At 66.4% G+C, this 18977-nt stretch carries 15 protein-coding genes and 1 pseudogene; 15 read left to right on the top strand and 1 reads right to left on the bottom strand.

Features of this window, described 5'->3' with window-relative positions; translation table 11 throughout:
* Nucleotides 1-18: 18 nt before the first annotated feature.
* A pseudogene (locus G9373_RS13945) lies at nucleotides 19-912 on the top strand (oxygenase MpaB family protein); the annotation flags it as partial.
* Between the two features lie 199 nt (nucleotides 913-1111).
* On the top strand, nucleotides 1112-1858 hold the full coding sequence (locus G9373_RS13940; RefSeq protein WP_054245382.1) for a class I SAM-dependent methyltransferase: 747 nt from the start codon (nucleotides 1112-1114) through the stop codon (nucleotides 1856-1858).
* Between the two features lie 410 nt (nucleotides 1859-2268).
* On the opposite strand, the gene G9373_RS13935 is transcribed toward G9373_RS13940, so the two are convergent.
* The gene (locus G9373_RS13935; RefSeq protein ID WP_054245433.1) at nucleotides 2269-3507 is read right to left on the bottom strand and encodes a TetR/AcrR family transcriptional regulator; all 1239 of its coding nucleotides are present in this window, start codon (nucleotides 3505-3507) and stop codon (nucleotides 2269-2271) included.
* A 272-nt stretch (nucleotides 3508-3779) separates the two neighbouring features.
* On the opposite strand from G9373_RS13935, the gene G9373_RS13930 reads away from it, so the two are divergent.
* The 13 genes from G9373_RS13930 to G9373_RS13870 all read left to right on the top strand — a co-directional run bounded on the left by G9373_RS13930 (nucleotide 3780) and on the right by G9373_RS13870 (nucleotide 18860).
* Nucleotides 3780-5015: an acetyl-CoA C-acetyltransferase gene (locus G9373_RS13930; protein ID WP_005564960.1), complete on the top strand. Its 1236-nt coding sequence runs from the start codon at nucleotides 3780-3782 to the stop codon at nucleotides 5013-5015.
* A 20-nt stretch (nucleotides 5016-5035) separates the two neighbouring features.
* Nucleotides 5036-7210 carry a 3-hydroxyacyl-CoA dehydrogenase NAD-binding domain-containing protein gene (locus G9373_RS13925; protein ID WP_167115517.1) on the top strand — a complete coding sequence of 725 codons (2175 nt, stop codon included), beginning with the start codon at nucleotides 5036-5038 and terminating at the stop codon, nucleotides 7208-7210.
* A complete protein-coding gene (locus G9373_RS13920) occupies nucleotides 7211-8200 on the top strand; it encodes a nitronate monooxygenase family protein (protein ID WP_005564959.1) in 990 nt (329 codons plus the stop codon). It begins immediately after the preceding gene.
* A complete protein-coding gene (locus tag G9373_RS13915) occupies nucleotides 8197-8988 on the top strand; it encodes an enoyl-CoA hydratase (RefSeq protein ID WP_005564958.1) in 792 nt (263 codons plus the stop codon). The genes G9373_RS13920 and G9373_RS13915 overlap by 4 nt, the downstream gene beginning before the upstream one ends.
* A 126-nt stretch (nucleotides 8989-9114) precedes the next feature.
* On the top strand, nucleotides 9115-10707 hold the full coding sequence (fadD5, locus tag G9373_RS13910; protein WP_005564957.1) for a fatty-acid--CoA ligase FadD5: 1593 nt from the start codon (nucleotides 9115-9117) through the stop codon (nucleotides 10705-10707).
* 63 nt (nucleotides 10708-10770) lie between these two features.
* Nucleotides 10771-11580 carry an ABC transporter permease gene (locus G9373_RS13905; protein WP_005239607.1) on the top strand — a complete coding sequence of 270 codons (810 nt, stop codon included), beginning with the start codon at nucleotides 10771-10773 and terminating at the stop codon, nucleotides 11578-11580.
* Nucleotides 11580-12440, top strand: coding sequence for an ABC transporter permease (locus G9373_RS13900; RefSeq protein WP_005564955.1), 861 nt, complete (start codon nucleotides 11580-11582; stop codon nucleotides 12438-12440). The genes G9373_RS13905 and G9373_RS13900 overlap by 1 nt, the downstream gene beginning before the upstream one ends.
* On the top strand, nucleotides 12440-13492 hold the full coding sequence (locus G9373_RS13895; protein ID WP_167115514.1) for an MCE family protein: 1053 nt from the start codon (nucleotides 12440-12442) through the stop codon (nucleotides 13490-13492). Before G9373_RS13900 ends, G9373_RS13895 begins: the two co-directional genes overlap by 1 nt.
* The gene (locus G9373_RS13890) at nucleotides 13489-14505 is read left to right on the top strand and encodes an MlaD family protein (protein WP_167115512.1); all 1017 of its coding nucleotides are present in this window, start codon (nucleotides 13489-13491) and stop codon (nucleotides 14503-14505) included. The genes G9373_RS13895 and G9373_RS13890 overlap by 4 nt, the downstream gene beginning before the upstream one ends.
* A complete protein-coding gene (locus tag G9373_RS13885) occupies nucleotides 14502-15542 on the top strand; it encodes an MlaD family protein (RefSeq protein WP_167115509.1) in 1041 nt (346 codons plus the stop codon). Before G9373_RS13890 ends, G9373_RS13885 begins: the two co-directional genes overlap by 4 nt.
* A complete protein-coding gene (locus G9373_RS13880) occupies nucleotides 15539-16630 on the top strand; it encodes an MCE family protein (protein WP_346842824.1) in 1092 nt (363 codons plus the stop codon). Before G9373_RS13885 ends, G9373_RS13880 begins: the two co-directional genes overlap by 4 nt.
* Nucleotides 16627-17676 carry an MCE family protein gene (locus tag G9373_RS13875; protein WP_005564950.1) on the top strand — a complete coding sequence of 350 codons (1050 nt, stop codon included), beginning with the start codon at nucleotides 16627-16629 and terminating at the stop codon, nucleotides 17674-17676. Before G9373_RS13880 ends, G9373_RS13875 begins: the two co-directional genes overlap by 4 nt.
* Nucleotides 17673-18860, top strand: a complete 1188-nt coding sequence (locus tag G9373_RS13870; protein WP_005564949.1) for an MlaD family protein — start codon at nucleotides 17673-17675, stop codon at nucleotides 18858-18860. The genes G9373_RS13875 and G9373_RS13870 overlap by 4 nt, the downstream gene beginning before the upstream one ends.
* Nucleotides 18861-18977 lie beyond the last annotated feature (117 nt).

Below are 18977 nucleotides of genomic sequence, written 5' to 3'. Positions count from 1 at the left end.
CGGCAGGAGGGTATTCACATGCTGATGAAGAGCAAGCGCGCCGACTCCGGCGCGCCGGGCGGGGTTCCGCGGGGCAGGCACGGCTGGCAGCGGCGGATCGAGGAACTCGACCCGGTCCGGGATCACCAGGAGATCCATCGCATCACGGCCGGCTACGAGTTTCCGTGGGACTACCAGCGGTCGCTCGAGTTCGCGCTGTTCCGGACATACTGTGTCCCCACCATTTCGGAACTGCTGCAGCGCACCGGTGAGTTCGAGAAACGGCCGCAGAAGAGGTACGACGACACCGCACTGCTGATGGCCGAACTCGTCGAACACGGCTACGACTCCGAGCGCGGCATCGAATCACTGCGCGTCGTGAACCGAATGCACGGCAAGTACGACATCGACAACGGCGACATGCTGTACGTGCTGACCACCTTCATCTACGAGCCGATCGACTGGATCGACCGCTTCGGATGGCGGCGGCTGACTCCGAACGAGCGTCTCGCGTGTTTCCACTTCTACCGTCAGGTGGGAATCCGAATGGGAATCAAGAACATTCCCGAGAGTTTCGAGGACTTCTACCGGTTCAAAGTCGACTACGAGCGGAAGTATTTCCGGTACACCGACGACAACCATCGCGTCGGCACCTACACGCTGAAGCTGTTCTGTTCCTGGTTTCCGGCGCCACTCCGGCCCCTCGTCGCGCAGGGGGTCTACGCGCTCCTCGACCCGATGATGCTGGCAGCGTTCGGGTTTCCCGCCGCCCCGATCTGGCTGCAGAATGCGTCCCGTCGTGCGCTGCGGATCCGTGCGAGGTTCGTGCGCTTCCTGCCGCCGCGGCGGGAGTCCAAAGCGGCGCGAGATCAGCACAACCGGAGTTATCCCGGATATCCGGTAGGTTACCGGCCGCGAGATCTGGGTGCAGATAATTGCAACCGTCCTACCGGGGTCGAGAGAGATTGTGCGGAGCATCTATTCGTTGACCCGAGTTCGTCATTGACTGTTGGCGGAATGTTCATCGAGGCGTGCCATGTGTTTCTGCATATCGGTAGCGCTCCGCCTGTACGATCCCATTCGACGACGGGTTCTCTGTCGATCGCTTATTGTCGTCGGAGATTGGGGTCGAATGGGACGTTCGGACAAGGCGTTGCGGGCAATCCCTGGGTGGTTCTACCCGTCTGACATCGCACTCTTCCGATTCGCGTTGACAGAATCCGGAGTCCAAGTCGGCAGGGGTGATCTCGCCGAAGTGGGAACGTATCTCGGCAAGAGTGCTGTGCTCATCGGTGAGTACCTCCACCCAGGAGAAGTGTTCACAGTGATCGATCTTTTCGGCGACGTGTCGGGTGCATTGGCAAACGATACGGAGAACGCGCAACAGTACCCTGCGCTGACCGAACAGCGGTTTCGCGAGAACTACAAGAAGGCCCACGACCATCTTCCCGTCATCGTGAAGGGGCCGAGTGAGATCCTTCCAGACCATGCCGCCGCGGACGCGCACCGGTTCATACACATCGACGGCTCACATCTGTACGAGCATGTCGCCACGGATGTCATGACCGCGCAGAAACTCCTTGCACCACAGGGGATTGCAGTGTTCGACGACTACCGTAGTGTCCACACACCGGGTGTTGCTGCGGCGGTGTGGCAGGCAGTGGAACATGGAATGCACGTCATCGCTGTTTCTCCAATGAAGATGTACGCAACGTGGGGAGACCCTCGGCCGTGGCGAAAATCTCTTACCTCGTGGCTGCCTGGGTCCGGATTGGACTATGAGGAGCAGTCTGTCTTGGGCGAAGCTCTTTTTCGTGTGAGCCCGAAGCCAAGCGTCCTGCTGCGGGCCCTTGTTGCGTATCAGAAGCGCAGGAAGTAGACCCCTTCAGTGATGACGGGCACCGCCGTCGATGCCAAGGCCTCGGGGTGGATATGATTTCGTCTTTCAGTCGTCATCCCTGTGCTCGGTGAAGAAGTTGTCATCGGGCGGTCCTTGGAGGCCCTCGTTTCCCAACTCGAGATGATGACATGCGCATTGTTTTCGAACCCCAACCTGGCCTTATTCCAACCAGGAGTACACCTCCTCCCTGCCGCGCATTCCCGTCGCCACGGAATGACATCCAGGCGCAGGCGGCATGGGTATCTGTGTGCTGGCCCGAGCGTTCTACTTCGTATCTGGATTCTGGCAAGCACATACGACCCCGGCTATCGCAGGCACATCGTGGGTGGACTGTTCACCAGGGGGCGAGGACCGTATGATTCCGTGAATCACGTTTGATCGGCCGATCGTTACCCACCCAGTAGTACCGCCGTCATCAGGGTGTGGAGACGCGCACGCGACTCCTCGCGGGTGTCGAAGTGGACCAGTCGGCCGATGTCGAGCACCAGCCCCAGCGCTGCGTGTACCAGGAACCGTGCCTCCGGAGCCGAGAGTTCGGTGCGCACGGTGGTCACCAGGTGGACCCACTCCTCGACGTGCAGGCGCTGCACGTTGCGGAGATTGGTCCGCTCGTTCTTCGGGAGGTTCCCGATTTCCGCGAAGTACACCGACAGCACTTCCGGGTTCCCGAACGAGAGTTCCAGGTAGGACTCGGCGAGTTTGCGGAGCGCATCCTCGGGGCCGGTGGCGGTGGACAGCGCCGCCGAGGTGGCCACGGCCAGCCGGTCGGACGCGCGGTAGAACACCGCTGCGAGAAGGTCGGCCTTACTGGGGAAGTGGCGGTACACGCTCGACGCGTTGATGCCGGCCGCGGCGCCGATTTCTTCGATGCTCGAGTCGTGGTAGCCGTGCCGGTCGAAGATCTTGACGGCCTCGTTGATCAGCAACTCACGCTTGGACGTCACCGCCAGGCCGCGTACCGCACCTGTGCCCGTGTTCCTTCCTTCGGTCGGGACGGCGGGAGGCAGTGTCGCGCGCAGGATCGATTCGCACGCCGACTTCAGAAGCGCGTCGAGCCGGCGCGTCGCGAGAGTGGTGCGGTGTGCGCTGATGCTCCCCATCACGCTCAGCGTCGACGCCCCCAGCGTCGTGGCGTCGACGGACGTGAGTTCGGGTCGCAGTTCCCGCAGGGGGTCTGCCACGCATCGGGTGACGTGAACGAAGACGTCGCGGATGCGCGTGCGATCCTCGGCCTCGAGGTACCGGCCCTCCCAGCGGTAGAGCCCGGCGACCTTGCGGTTCTCGATGGTGTTCGCGACGAGCGCGGAGATCAGATGGTCGAGTCGGTCGCCGGGCTCGCGCTCGGCCATGCCGTCGAGGGCGCCGTCCGCTGCCGCCTGCAGTGCGTCGGCTGTCGTGGTGGCGGCGTGTACGAGCAGGGCGTACTTGTTGGGGTAGTGCCGGTAGAGGGCGGGGCCGGAGATCCCGATGGTGGCCGCGATCTCGTCGACGCCGACCGCGTGGTAGCCGCGCTCGCTGAAGGCCTCGGCCGCGACGTTCGCGATCTGGGCCTTGCGATTCTTCGGGCGACGGCGGATCGGCCGCTCGGTGGCGGCACCGGCCGCCGTGCTGGTCCGGGCCACGGTCACCTCCATCGATCGGCAGTCTTCTGCCAGTTTAACTGTCGATGATCTTAACCGAGACTTTCGCATCGTCGGGTCGGCTGAGGGTCGCGTGCGGAGAAATTGTGACCCCACATTCTCGGAACATGCCGGTGAATCTGGCTGCGGAGTTGCCGTAGAGCTATTGACACGTGAGGAACGCGCAGAATAAGTTAACGACAATTCGCATGTGTCCGCGGTCTCCTGACGGTCGTGCGCTCCTGGATGTCACATTTCGAACTATCGGAGGTAGCTGGATCATGGGTGCAACCCGGCAGAGCGGGCAGGCATTGATCTTCGACGCGATCAGAACCCCTCGCGGACGGGGTAAGAGCAACGGTGCCCTCCACGGCACCAAGCCCATCGACCTGGCGGTCGGGTTGATCGAGGAGATCCAGGTCCGGAATCCGAGTCTGGACCCGGCACTGATCGACGACATCGTGCTCGGAATCGTGTCGCCGCTGGGTGAACAGGGCGGCGTGCTTCCGCGTGTCGCGGCGCTGGCTGCCGGACTGCCCGAGACCGTCGCGGGTGTCCAGATCAACCGCTTCTGTGCCTCCGGTCTCGAGGCCGTCAACCTCGCCGCGCAGAAAGTGGCCTCCGGCTGGGAAGACTTCGTTCTCGCGGGCGGCGTCGAGTCCATGTCGAAGGTGCCCATGGGATCGGACGGCGGTGCATGGGGACTCGATCCGGCGACGAACTACGACACCTACATGGTCCCGCAGGGGATCGGCGCCGATCTCATCGCGACCATCGAGGGATTCGGTCGCAGCCAGGTCGACGAGTTCGCAGTTCGCTCACAGGAACTGGCGGCCGACGCCTGGGCCGACGGACGGTTCGATCGCTCGGTCGTCCCGGTGCGGGACCGCAACGGTGTCGTCGTCCTCGACCGGGACGAGCACATGCGGCCCGGCGCCACCGTCGAGGGCCTGTCGGCGTTGACGCCGTCGTTCGCCGCTCTCGGGGAGCAGGGCGGATTCTCCGCGGTGGCACTGCAGAAATACCACTGGGTGGAGCGCATCGACCATGTCCACCACGCCGGCAACTCGTCCGGAATCGTGGACGGTGCCTCCCTGGTGCTCATCGGCAGCGCAGAAGCAGGTGAACGCGCCGGCCTCGCGCCGCGCGGCGGAATCGTGTCCACGGCAGTCATCGGCTCCGAGTCGACGATCATGCTCACCGGTCCCGCGCCCTCGGCGCGCAAAGCACTGGCGAAGGCCGGGCTCGACGTCTCCGACATCGATCTGTTCGAGATCAACGAGGCCTTCGCCTCCGTGGCGCTGAAGTTCGCCAAGGACCTCGAGATCCCGCTCGACAAGGTGAACGTGAACGGTGGCGCCATCGCGATGGGCCACCCCCTGGGCGCCACCGGCGCAATGATCCTCGGCACGCTGCTCGACGAACTCGAACGCCGGGGCAAGCGTTACGGCCTGGCCACCCTGTGCGTCGGCGCGGGCATGGGCATCGCGACGGTCGTCGAACGCATCCAGCACTGACCACAGGAGAAGCGAACAGCATGACTGACAGCACAATTCGGTACGAGAAGGACGCCGATGGAATCGTCACCCTCGTTCTCGACGACCCCGCCCAGTCCGCGAACACGATGAACGAGGGGTTCATCGTGTCCCTGGGCGAGGTCGTCGACCGCTTGACCGCCGAGCGCGACACCATCGCCGGGGTGGTGGTCACCTCCGCGAAGAAGACCTTCTTCGCCGGCGGCGACCTCAACGACATCCTGAAGTCCCGCGCGGGACAGGCCGAGGCGGTGATGGCGAACGTCGACCGCATCAAGGAACCACTCCGCAGGTTGGAGACGCTGGGCAGGCCCGTCGTCGCGGCCATCGGCGGCGCCGCCCTGGGCGGCGGACTCGAGATCGCACTCGCCACCCACCATCGGATCGCGCTGAATGCCGCAGGCGTGCAGATCGGACTCCCCGAGGTGACGCTCGGTCTCCTTCCCGGCGGGGGCGGCGTGGTCCGGACGGTGCGCCTGCTCGGAATCGTCCCCGCTCTCACCCAGGTTCTCCTGCAGGGGCAGCGTCACACCGCGGAGAAGGCGCACGGTCTCGGCCTGATCGACGAACTCGTGGACGACGTCGATCACCTGGTGCCCGCGGCGAAGAAGTGGATCGCCGACAACCCCGACGCAGTGCAGCCGTGGGATGTGAAGGGGTACCGGCTTCCCGGTGGAACTCCCGCGTCCCCGGCGCTGGCCGCGAACCTTCCCACATTCCCTGCCAACCTGCGGAAACAGCTCAAAGGCGCGCCCTATCCGGCTCCGATTGCGATCATGAGCGCTGCCGTCGAAGGCGCGCTCGTCGACTTCGACACGGCTCAGAAGATCGAGAACCGCTACTTCGCCGGGCTGGCCACGGGACAGATCTCGAAGAACATGATCCGCGCGTTCTTCTTCGACCTCCAGAAGGCCAACAGTCTGGTCGAGCAGTACGACGGAGCAGGCCGCGTACCCGTCGGCACGGTCGCGGTGCTCGGCGCCGGGATGATGGGCGCCGCCATCGCGTACGTGTGTGCCAAGTCGGGCATGAACGTGGTGCTGAAGGACGTGAGCCTGGCCGCGGCCGAGAAGGGCAAGGGCTACTCGAAGACTCTTCTGGACAAGGCGGTCGCCAAGGGCCGGACGTCCCCCGAGAAGGCCGAATCGATCCTCGCGCGGATCCTCCCCACCGACAGGCCCGACGACACTGCGGGCGCCCAGCTGGTCATCGAGGCCGTGTTCGAGGACCCGGCCGTGAAGAACACGGTGTTCGCCGAGATCGACGGCTTCATCGCGCCCGACGCACTGCTCTGCTCCAACACGTCGACATTGCCGATCACCCTCCTCGGCGAAAACGTCTCGCGCACCGATGACTTCATCGGCCTGCACTTCTTCTCGCCGGTCGACAAGATGCCCCTTGTCGAGATCATCAAGGGGGAGAAGACGAGCGACGACGCGCTCGGACGCGCGCTCGCCGTGGTCCGGCAGATCGGCAAGACTCCGATCGTCGTCAACGACAGCCGCGGGTTCTTCACGAGCCGCGTCATCGGTACGTTCACCAACGAAGGTATCGCGATGCTCGGCGAGGGCGTCTCCCCGGTGTCGATCGAGCAGGCGGCGTCGCAGGCCGGATACCCCGCTCCTGTCCTCGCGCTGATGGACGAACTGACGCTCACGCTGCCCCGCAAGATCCGCGAGGAGACGAAGGCCGCGATACTCGCCGAGGGGAAATCCTGGGAGCCACATCCGGCGGATGCCGTCGTCGATCGCATGATCGACGAGTTCGGCCGCAGGGGTCGCTCCACGGGCGCCGGCTTCTACGAATACGCGGACGGTAAGCGCGTCGGATTGTGGTCCGGGCTCGAGACGTTCCGGCGCGACGGTGCGCGCACCGAGATTCCGTTCGAGGACATCAAGGAGCGGATGCTCTTCATCGAAGCCGTCGAGACGGTCCGCTGCCTGGAAGAGGGGGTGCTCGAATCGACCACCGACGCCAACGTCGGTTCCATTCTGGGCATCGGCTACCCCGGCTGGACGGGCGGCGTGGCCCGCTACATCGACCAGTACCCGGGCGGGATCCAGGGATTCGTCTCCCGGGCGCAGCTTCTCGCCGCGCGGTACGGGGACCGATTCCTCCCACCCCAACTACTGCTGGACAAGGCCGCCACCGGCGGCACGTTCGAAGAGGTGAACTGAATGAGGACGAAATTCACCGAGGCCTTCGGTGTCGAGCACCCGATCGTCCAGGGTGGCATGATGTGGGTCGGCCGTGCCGAACTCGTAGCGGCCGTGGCCGATTCGGGAGCGCTCGGATTTCTCACCGCGCTCACCCAGCCGACCCCCGAACATCTCGTCGCGGAGATCGCCCGCACACGGGAGCTCACCGACAAACCGTTCGGCGTGAATCTCACCATCCTCCCGTCGATCAACCCGCCGCCGTACGCCGAGTACCGCCAGGCGATCATCGATTCCGGAATCGGCATCGTCGAGACCGCCGGCTCCAATCCGGTGGACCACCTCCCGCACCTCAAGGACGCGGGGATCAAGGTGATCCACAAGTGCACGAGCGTGCGGCACGCGGTGAAGGCGGAACAGGTCGGTGTCGACGCGGTCAGCATCGACGGCTTCGAATGTGCAGGCCACCCCGGTGAGGACGACGTCGCGGGCCTGATCCTGATCCCGGCCGCCACCCGAAAGCTCACGATCCCCGTGATCGCGTCCGGCGGTATCGCGGACGCGCGCGGTCTCGTCGCCGCGCTCGCACTCGGCGCCGACGGCGTGAACATGGGCACCCGATTCATGTGCACGGTCGAATCCCCGGTGGCACACGCCGTCAAGGAACAGATCGTCGCCAACACCGAATGCGACACCGAACTCATCTTCCGATCCCTTCGCAACACCGCCCGCGTCGCGAGCAACGCGATCAGTGCCGAGGTGGTCGACATCGAGTCCCGTGGCTGCGAATTCGCCGACATCCAGCATCTCGTCGCCGGAGCCCGGGGACGCACGGTGTTCGAAGTGGGCGATCTCGACGCCGGAATCTGGACCGCGGGACAGAGTCAGGGCCTGATCGACGACATCCCGACCGTGCGCGAACTCGTGACCCGGATGGTCGCGGAGGCGGAATCGATCATCACCGGGCGGCTCGCGCGCACGGTCGACTCGCGCATCGGAGCGGTGTCGTGACCGCGCCGGCGGTCGACGGGCTGCGCGTCGTCAACGAGGCCGGGGTCCTCCGGATCACGATCGACCGCCCCGACCGGATGAATGCCCTCGACCTGGCACACATGACGGCGCTGGGCGACGTGCTCACCGCAGCCGCCACGGACTCCTCGGTTCGCGTCGTGATCATCGCGGGGGCGGGCAAGGCGTTCAGCACGGGCGCGGACCTCGCGGCGGCCGCCGCGGCCGGAGGCCGGGAAGCGACCGCGGAGGTGGTGATGGACTCCGCCAACAGGGTGGTTCGTGCCATCGTCGAGTTGCCGGTCCCGGTCATCGCTCAGGTGAACGGGGCGGCCGCGGGCGTCGGGGCGTCCATCGCTCTGACGGCCGACCTGACATATGCCTCCGAGAATGCCTATCTACTCCTCGCGTTCGTCAACATCGGGTTGATGCCCGACGGCGGTTCCAGCGCGCTGATCGCGGCGTCCATCGGCCGGGCACGGGCTACCCGGATGGCTCTCCTCGGAGAGCGCTTACCCGCCGCACAGGCGGAGCGGGACGGACTGATCGCCGGCGTCCTTCCTCCGGACGAACTCGCCGCGCACGTCGATGCCGTGGCGGCCCGGCTCGCCCGTGGTCCGAGGCGGGCCATCGAACTCACCAAGCGGGCACTCACCGCAGCGACGCTCACAGCTCTGGATGCATCACTCGACCGCGAGAAGGCGGGCCAGGCGGAACTGCTGCAGGCCCCCGACTTCGTCGAAGGCGTCACCGCGATGCTCGCGAAACGCGCTCCGAACTTCCGGAGCTGATGCGAATTGCGGTTAACAAGACTGTTCCGATAGACGTCGAGATCTGTAATACTCGTCACAGCTCGGTGCGGGTCCGAACGGACGGACGGGCGCCGGGCGCGAGTACAGCGAAGGGACCACCACCACATGTCGTCACGTAGCGAGCTGCTGGAGCAGCCACTGCAATCCCGCCGCAACCACTGGAACAACTGGGTTGCGTCGCACGCGGAGATGAAGCCCGATCAGGCCGCGTTCCGCTTTCTCGGCCACAGTACGACCTGGCGCGAATTGCACGACCGATCGGAGGCGCTCGCCGGCGCGCTGTCCCGCCGCGGTGTGAACTTCGGCGACCGTGTTCTGCTGCTCACCCTCAACCGCACCGAATTCTTCGAAGCGGTTCTCGCGATCAATGCCCTCGGTGCCATCGCGGTCCCCGTCAACTTCCGGCTCACCCCGCCCGAGGTCGCGTTCATCGCCCGTGACTGCGGGGCTCGTGCGGTGTTCACCGAGCCCGCGCTCGCACCGCTGGTCGCGGCGGTGCGTCAGGACGTTCCCGAACTGAGCCTGGTCGTGAACATCGGCGCCGACTCGGAAGCCGGCGTGCTCGGTTACGAAGAACTCGTGTCGGAGGCCGGCCCGGCGTATGCACCCGTCGATCTGCCCGAGGACACACCGTCCCTGATTCTCTACACGTCCGGAACGACGGGTACACCCAAGGGTGCGGTGCTCTCGCACTCGAACATGGTCGGACAGTCCATCACCTGTATCCGCGCGATGCGCTACGACCGCGGCGACGACATCGGGTTCCTCGCGTCCCCCGTCTTCCACGTGGCAGCTCTCGGTTCCGTCGCCCCGATGCTGATGCTGGGCGGTACCACGGTGATTCACCCGCTCAAGGCGTTCAACCCCACCGAGATGCTCGACGTGTGGGAGCAGGAGCGGATCACGACGGTGTTCCTCGTGCCGGTGCAGTGGCAGGCCGTCTGCGCCGACCCGACCGTCCGGGGTCGCGACCTCGCCCTTCGCGTCATCAGCTGGGGTGCGGCGCCCGCATCGGATACGGTGCTGCGCGCCATGGCGGACACGTTCCCGCGGGCGCTCATCGTCGCCGTGTTCGGGCAGACCGAGATGTCGCCCATCACCTGCGTCCTCGACGGGGACGACGCGATCCGCAAGCTGGGCTCGGTGGGCAAACCGATCCCGACGATCCAGACGCGCGTCGTGGACGACGACATGAACGACGTCGCACCCGGGACCGTCGGCGAAATCGTCTACCGCGGACCGACGATGATGCTCGAGTACTGGCAGAACCCGGCCGCCACGGCGGATGCGTTCGCCGGTGGGTGGTTCCACTCCGGAGATCTGGTGCGGCAGGACGACGAAGGATTCGTCTACGTCGTCGACAGAAAGAAGGACATGATCATCTCCGGCGGCGAGAACATCTACTGCGCCGAGGTGGAGAACGTCCTGTTCGGACACCCGCGGATCCGGGAGGCCGCCGTCGTGGGCAGGCCCGATCCCAAGTGGACCGAGGTGCCCGTCGCCGTCGTCGCACTCGACGACGAGGGATCCGACCTGACCGTGGAAGAACTCGCGGCGTGGCTCGACGACAAGCTTGCCCGGTACAAGCACCCGAAAGACGTCGTGATCGTCGACGCACTGCCCCGCAACGCCAGCGGCAAGGTCGTCAAAGGCGAGCTCCGAAAGGCCCACGGCGCAACCGGCGTCGCGGTCGTCTGACCCCGTATCGAACATCTCGAGCCGATCGCCACTCTGCGGTGACCGGCAACGGGGGAGGACCGCGTGACATTCGAGTTGCCACCCGCCAAAGGGCCCGTGAGTCATTTCGCCAACGAAGTCGGCGCACTCATCGGATTCTCGATCGCGACTACGGTGGCCGCGGTGCGAGTTCTGGTGCGGCGCAAGCTGGCCTGGCGGGAACTGCTGGACCAGGCCTGGCGGATCGCGTCGGTCACGTCGGCGCCCGCCCTGCTGTTGATGATCCCCATCGGAGTCCTCATCGCGGTCACGATCGGTAGCCTCGCCGGTCAGCTCGGCGCCGAGGGGTACACCGGGGCGGTCGTAGGGTTCGTGATCGTCGGGCAGGCGTCCGCACTGGTCTGCGCGCTGATGCTGGCCGGGGTCGGAGGGTCCGCGATCTGCGCCGACCTCGGCTCGCGGACGATCCGCGAAGAGGTCGAGGCCATGGAGGTCCTCGGGCTCAACGTGATCGAGCGGCTCGTCGTCCCGCGAGTGCTCGCGGCGGTGATCGTCGGCGTCGCACTGTGCGCGATGGTCACCGCCGTCGGAGTGTCGGCCTGCTTCCTCTTCCAGGTGGTCGTCCAGAACAGTTCGGCGGGAAGCTTTCTCACCGCACTGTCCCAGTACACGCGGTTGTCGGATTTCGTGGTCGCCCTCGTCAAATCGATGGCGTTCGCGGTGACATCGGCGCTCGTCGCCAGTTTCAAGGGGCTGCACGCCAAGGGCGGACCCAGCGGTGTCGCCGACGCCGTCAACGAGGCCGTCGTCCTGGCCTTCATCCTGGTCTTCATCGTCAACACGGTGCTCAGTCAGCTCTATTCCGTTCTCGTCGTCCCGGTAGGTGGTTACTGATGGTCGTGAGTGCCAGATGGCCCGCCGGGCACTGGGTGCGGACCCGGGCCCGCCAGCCCCTCGACCTGATGACGGGGCTGGGCCGGGAATTCACGTTCTACGGCAATGTGATCGCTGGAATTCCCCTCGCGATCGTCAAGTACTGGCGGCACATCATGCGGCAGATCGGCGACATCAGTTTCGGCGGTGCCACGCTGCTCGCCGGCGGCGGCGCGATCGGCGTCGTCTTCGCGATGTCCGCCGTCGCCGCGACGCAGGTGGGCATCGAGGGGCTGCGCGGACTGGACCTGCTCGGTATGGGATCCCTGTCCGGACTCCTGTCGGCGATCCTCAACACCCGCGAACTGGCGCCCGTGATCGCCAGCATCGCGCTCGCGGCGAAGGTCGGAACCGGGTTCACCGCCCAGCTCGGCGCCATGCGAATCTCGGAGGAGATCAGTGCGCTGGATGCGATGGCGATCCGGTCGCTGCCGTTCCTCGCGAGCACACGACTCGTCTCGTGCCTGATCTGTGTGATCCCGTTGTACATCGTCGGCCTGCTGTCGTCGTACCTCGCTTCGCGGCTGGTGATCGTCACATTCGGCGGGCAGTCGGCCGGAACCTACGACTACTACTTCCATCTCATGCTCACCCCCACCGACGTCGTGTACTCCTTCGTCAAGGCTGTCGTGTTCGCGACGATCATCGCGCTCGTCCATTGCTCGTACGGGTACCACGCGTACGGCGGCCCCGAGGGCGTCGGCCGTGCGGCCGGACGCGCCTTGCGTACCAGCATCCTCGCCATCGGCATCGTCGACCTGCTCCTGACGCTCTCGCTGTGGGGCCTCGTCCCGTCCGCCCCCGCACTGGGGTTGCCGTGATGCGCGGCCGTCCGGGGGGACCGGGCAACGGCGCACTCGCCGTGCGGGGGGTGATCGGAGTGGCCGTCCTGATCCTGGGATCGGCATTGCTGGTCGGTTTCGGCACCGGTGCGATCGTCACCGATCCGGTGGTGACAGCGACGCTTCCGGCCGACGCCGGTGCCGTGAAGTCGCACACCACGGTGTCCTACAAGGGGGCGACCGTGGGGACCGTGTCGAGTGTCGACCCCGGAATGAACGAGACCGGCATGGACATCAGTCTCCGCCCGGAACAGATGCGTCACATCCCGGCGTCCGTGCAGGTGCGGGTCGTGCCCCGCACGCTGTTCGGTGACCAGACCGTGGAGCTGGTGTCGACCGCCGGAACCGGCGGCGCCCGACTCGAGGCCGGCGCGCGGCTGCAACCCGACACCTCGGCCGAGACCGTCCAGATGTACGACCTGTACTCGAAGGTCTACGACATGCTGTCGCGGGTGAAGCCGGAGCAGATGCAGGCCGCACTCAGTGCCGTCGCGGACGCGTTGCGTGGCCGCGGCGAGCAGCTGGGGCACACCATCGACAGCCTCCACACGGTGGCGACGTCGACCGCGCCCCTCGTCGAGTCGGTCGCGGAGCGGGCGCCGCAGATCGCCCGGATCAGTGAGCAGCTGGCCGCGGCCGCACCGGACGTCCTCGCCACCATGGACGCGGCGGTGTCCCTGTCGAGCACTCTCGTCGAGAACACCGACAGCTTCACGGGCTTCCTCGCCGCCTCACTCGTCGTGTCGAGGAACTCCGGCGACGTCCTGGAACAGAACGCGGACAACATGATCGCGGTGGCCCTGAACGTCTCGCCGACCCTGGGCACCATGGCCAGCAAGTCCGATCTGCTGCGGGCCACCCTCGACGAGGCAGGCCCGTTCGGCGAGGCCGGCGCCGCCGTCTTCTCCACCGGCAGGTTCGCGGTCCGCGTTGCCGCGGACCTGTCCAACCCGCGGCCCTACACGTCGGTCGACTGCCCGCGGTATCCCGGCGTGGACGGACCGAACTGCGGGGGAGGTGGCGGAGGATGAGCGTCCGGAACTCGGCAATCAAACTGGCGATATTCGCCGTCCTCGGCATCCTCTCGGCAGTGCTCGTGGTGAACACTCTGCGGGTGCCGGTCGAGGGGCAGACCGTGACGTACACGGCGTTGTTCACCGACGCCCAGGGGGTCACTCCCGGCAGCGACGTCACCATCGCCGGCGTGCGGGTGGGACGCGTCGATTCGATCGACATCGTCGACGGCGACGCCGGAAGTGCCACCGCCCTGGTGGACTTCGAGGTGCAGCGCGATCAGGTACTTCCCGCCGACACCACCGTCGCCATCCGATACGGCGACCTGCTGGGGGTCCGGTATCTCGATCTCGCGGCCGGGCCGTCGGGCCAGGGCACGCTCGAGGAGGGCGACACGATCCCGCTCGACCGAACGTCGCCCGCACTCGATCTCACCAGTCTCTTCAACGGATTCAAGCCACTGTTCGACGCCATCGACCCGAAACAGGCCAACGCACTCGCCACCGAAGTCGTCGCCGTGTTCGACGGCAGGAAGACGAGCATGGAAACTCTGCTGCGCCGGGTGGCGGACGTCACCGGCAACCTGGCAAATCACGATCAGCTGATCGGTGATCTCATCCGAAACCTCGAGGTGGTGGTGGGTACGGCGGCGGCGCGGGGTCCCGAGCTGTCCCACCTCGTCGACAGCCTCACCCAGTTCACCGGAATGCTCGCCGAGAACAACGAGGTGCTCATGGACACCCTCGATCAGAGTGCGGCGGTGAGCCGCTCGGCGCTGCAGATCGTGGACGGCCGCGTCCCGGAGCTCAGCCGCACCGTGGAACGGCTCGATTCGCTGACGGGGGCGATGCTGGGCGCCAACCCGGAATTCGATCACCTGATGGTCGCCATGCCGGAGTTCTTCTCGTCCGTCGACCGCTCGGGCTCGTACGGCTCGTGGCTCAACATCTACCTGTGCACCTTCATCGTCAACGTCGACGGTCGCGAAGGTGTCCTCGGTCCCGACCTGCATTCGAGGTACTGCCAATGAGTGTCACCGAGAAGGTGCGCGACGTCTGGGACTCGCTGGCCGGGAATCAGCGAGTGCGCCCCGTCAACCCGCTGATCGTCGGGATTGCCGGAATCCTCGCGGCAACGCTGGCGCTGGCGCTGGTTCTGGTGATCCCGCGGGTGAGCTTCGCGGTGCGGACCGACGGTTACACGGCCGAACTCGCGAACGCTGCGGGCCTGACCGATTCGGACTACGTGTACGTGGCGGGTGTCCCCGCCGGCCGGGTGACCGCAGTGGACCTGGCGGGCGATCACGTGGTCGTGCACTTCCGGCTCGACAGTGAGCGTCACCTCGGATCGACGACGTCCGCGGGAGTGAAGCTGTCGACCATCCTCGGCAAGCGATATCTGGACGTGGCGCCGTCGGGGCCGGGAGACCTGGGGGACGACGGGGGGATTCCACTCCGCCGCACCAGCGTCCCGTACTCGCTCGACGACATCGGGTCGTCCGCGATCGAGACGGCGGACGAACTCGACCTCGGGGGACTGCAGAAGATGCTCGCTGTCGTGACGGAGACGTTGCCGCAGGACGCGAACCTGAACCGGGAGGCACTGGCGGGTGTGAGTGCGGCGTCCGCGATCCTGGCGAAGAACGCCGACCAGGTGACGCAGCTGCTCGACAGCTCGCGGACCCTCACGGACGTGCTGGTCGGTCAGCAGGATCAGCTCACCACCCTGCTCGGTAATGCGGACGTCGTGATGAACACGCTCGCCACCCGGCGTGCGGCCATCCGCCAGATGGTCGACGATCTCCAGGCGCTCGTCGCACAGGCATCTCAGTTCCTGGGTGAGAACACCGCCGAGCTGGATTCACTGCTCGCGAACGCGAGGCAGGTGACGGACCGGTTGCAGGCGAACCTCGCGAACCTCGACGCGCTCCTGACCACGGGTGCACCGGCCGCGAGGGCACTCGTGAACGCGACCGGAACCGGCGACTGGGCCGACGTCTCGGCGCCGTCGGCCGTGATCGCCGACAACCTGCTCTGCGTCGTCGGGCTGATCACGGGGTGCTCGTGAACGCGGGCATCGCGCGCCGGGCCGCCGGGATCGGCGGCGTGCTCGCCCTCGTGGTGGCGGTCGTCGTGGCCGGCTGGCTGCTGATCTTCCGCACGTCGTCCACTGTCGTGCATTCCGAATTCGGCTACGTCAACGGCGTGTTCCCCGGCACCACGGTCTCGGTGCTCGGGGTTCCGGTCGGCACCGTCGAGGTGGTCGAGCCGAGAGGCGCGACCGTGATGGTCACGATGTCCGTCGCGTCGGACGTCGTGCTCCCCGCGGACGCGAACGCGTACGTGCTGGTGACGTCCGCGATCGGTGAGCGCTTCGTCGAACTCGGTCCCGCGTACACCGGCGGCCCGGTGTTCGAGAGTGGGCAGACCATTCCACCCGAACGCAGTCATTCGCCCATCACCTGGGACCAGCTGATGGACAGCGTCGACACCGTCGTCAAGGCGCTCGGCCCGGACGGAGGCGACGCCGGCGCCGCGATCTCCGCTGCCGCCGCGTCGACGGACGGCCTCGGTCCCGCGATGAACGACGCCATCCGCACACTGTCGCAGGCGAGTTCGGTGGTCGCGGGCAACAGTGCGGATGTCGGAGCGCTCGTCGACAACCTCGAGGTGCTCGTGAACACGATCTCGTCGCGTCAGGCGCAGGTCGATTCACTGGCCGGTTCGCTCACCGCGATCGGGGACGAGTTCGCCGGCCAGAAGTTCGCGATCGGCGACACGGTGAACCAGTTGTCCGCGCTCCTGAACCAGATCGACCAACTCGTGTCCGCCAGGGGCGGCGACGTCGCCGCCGGCCTCGACAACCTCGCGGGCGTGAGCGAGGTGCTGCAGAGGCACGACACCGACCTCGCCGAGATCATGGACCTGGTGCCCTTGCTGATCGACAACATCCAGCGTGCGGTCACTCCGGACCAGCGTGCCCGCATCAGACTGAACATCTCCACGAACCTGGCGCAAGCCGAGCCGACGTCCCCGCTCTGCGCGGTGGTCGATCCGATCCTCTGCCGAGGAGCGGGAATCACCAACCCGATTCAGTTTCCGCCCAGCATGTCCGACCCGTTCGGGCTGCGCGAACTCATGGTCGGAGGACGATGACGATCCGGACGAGAACGAAGTCGCTGACGGCGGCACTGATCGTCGGTGTGATGCTGCCCGCCGCAGGGTGTTCGCTGAGCCTGCAGGATCTGTCGGTGGGCCGTTCGCCGGAAGGTCCGTCTTATCAGATCTCCGCGCAGTTCGACGGAGTCGATCGCGTCGTCCCGGGCGCCGAGGTCCGGGTGGGCCAGGAGGTGGTGGGCCGCGTCTCGGACGTGTCGACCCGGGACTTCACCGCTCACATCGAGATGCGGATCCGCGACGACGTCCCGATACCGCAGGATGCGACGGCCCGGATCGAATTGCCCACGGCCCTCGGCAATCCCTTCGTCCGGCTCGACGTCGGGGACGCGGCGGGCGCGCCGATGAGCGAGGGCGACACCATCCCACTGGATCGGACGTCGCGCGGTCCCGACATCGAGAGCGGCCTGGCCGCGCTGGCCACCGTGCTGAACGGCAGCGGCATCGACCAGATGCACGCCATCATGAACGAATTGACCGTCGCCTTCACGGGCCGCTCGGACAAGGTCCGGGAACTGGTGGACATGCTGAACGACACGCTGGGGGTCGTCGACGACCACCGGGACGAACTCGACCGGGCGATGGTGGCGTCCAATGCCTTCGCAGCGGAACTCGCTGCCGGGCAACCGATCCTCGACCGGGCGATGACCGGTCTGGTGCCGGCGGTGGATCTCCTGGTGTCGCAACGAGATCAGATCGTCGCGCTGATGGGGGAGGCGTCCCGTCTCAGCCGCGAGGCGCAGCACGTCCTCGGCAGCGCCGGATCCGAATTGTCGGCCGAGATCAGCGACGCGGGGGCCGTACTCACGGCGCTCGACGGGTTCGAGTCGCAACTCGCGCCGACACTGAATTCGGTGGCGACGTTCCTGGGTGGATTCGCCGCGGCCACACCGGGCGATTACACGACGTTCGACGGAACGTTCGACGTCACCGCCGTCATCGCCAAGCTGCTCACCGGATCGGCTCCGCTCGAGGTGCCGGAAGCCCGCACGCTGCCCGAGGTACTCGGCGGAGGCGTCCGATGATGACACGTCACGTGGTGGCGCAGCTGGTCCTGTTCCTCGTGATCTCGATCGCCGCGATTCTGTTCGGGCTGCGGTACGTCGCGGGCCCGGACACGTTCGGAACTCCCATTCACCTGAGTGCCCGGCTCGACCACGCCGCGGGCCTCGCCCAGGGAGCGTCCGTCAACTATCGCGGCGTCGGAGTGGGCACAATCAGCTCCGTCGACGTGAACCCCGGAGGGACGGGCGTCGTCCTCGGCATCGAACTGCATCCCGGTATGCAGGTGCCGGCCGGTTCGACCGCGAAGATCACCACCGAGAACGCGATCGGCATCCAGGCGCTCGACATCATGCCCGACGGCGCGGACCCGCCGTACCTCGCGGACGGAGACGTCGTCGAGGTTCCGGAGGAGGGAATCCCGCGCTCGCTCGACGCGACCCTCGTCGAGACCACGGACCTCGTGAACTCGATGGACGTCACCGCTCTGTCCTCGCTGGCCGACACGTTCGGCACCGCCTTCGGGGGCACGGGACCGGACCTGCAGAACCTGCTCGACGGTTCCGCCGACATCGCCCGGACACTCGAAACCCGCACCGACGCACTGTCGACCATCGTGAACAAGGGCATGCCGCTCCTGGACACGGCGGACGGTCTCACCGCGGCTCTGCCGGAATCGGCGAGTACGGCGCGGAACGTCCTCGAGCAATTGCGGGCCCACGATTCCGCCCTCGTCGACCTGCTCGGACGCTCGCCGCAGACGATGGCGAGCCTGGACGCGTTGCTGTCCGGAAATCGGGACTCACTGGGCGCGCTGATGGCGAATCTGGTTCTCCCCACCCAGATCGTCGGTGACCGCACACCCTCCCTCGACTACGGCCTGACGATCATGCCCGGCGCGCTGCCGAAGATCGCGTCGATCGAGAAGGGCGGACTCGCCGACCTACTCCTGGTCGGAACGCAGGGACCGATGTGCGTCTACGACGCCCCGCGCCGTCTGGTGACCGACGCGGAACCGAGTCAGCCCGCTCTGGACTGGACGTGCCAGTCGCAGCAGTACCTGGAGCAGCGGGGTGCCGTGAACGTGCCACGACCGGACGACCTGGGTCAGGAGAACGCGACGAGGAACGGCGGCGTCTACGGACCACCGGCTGCGGACGATCCGCTGGTGATCGAGCCGCCACTCACCGGGCACACCCCGCGCTAGGTCCGTGCACGAGCCGAGGAGAGAACATCGATGAGTAAACCGACGGGTGAGGCGGCGGGTGTCAGCGGTCATGTAATTCCCCAGATTGAGGGGTTTGTCCGTCACATAATTCCCCAC

It is taken from the genome of Rhodococcus sp. A14 (genome assembly GCF_011603105.1).
Classification (GTDB): domain Bacteria; phylum Actinomycetota; class Actinomycetes; order Mycobacteriales; family Mycobacteriaceae; genus Rhodococcus_F; species Rhodococcus_F opacus.
Note: the sequence above shows the minus strand (reverse complement) of the source record. Positions and strands in the feature narration are given on the sequence as shown.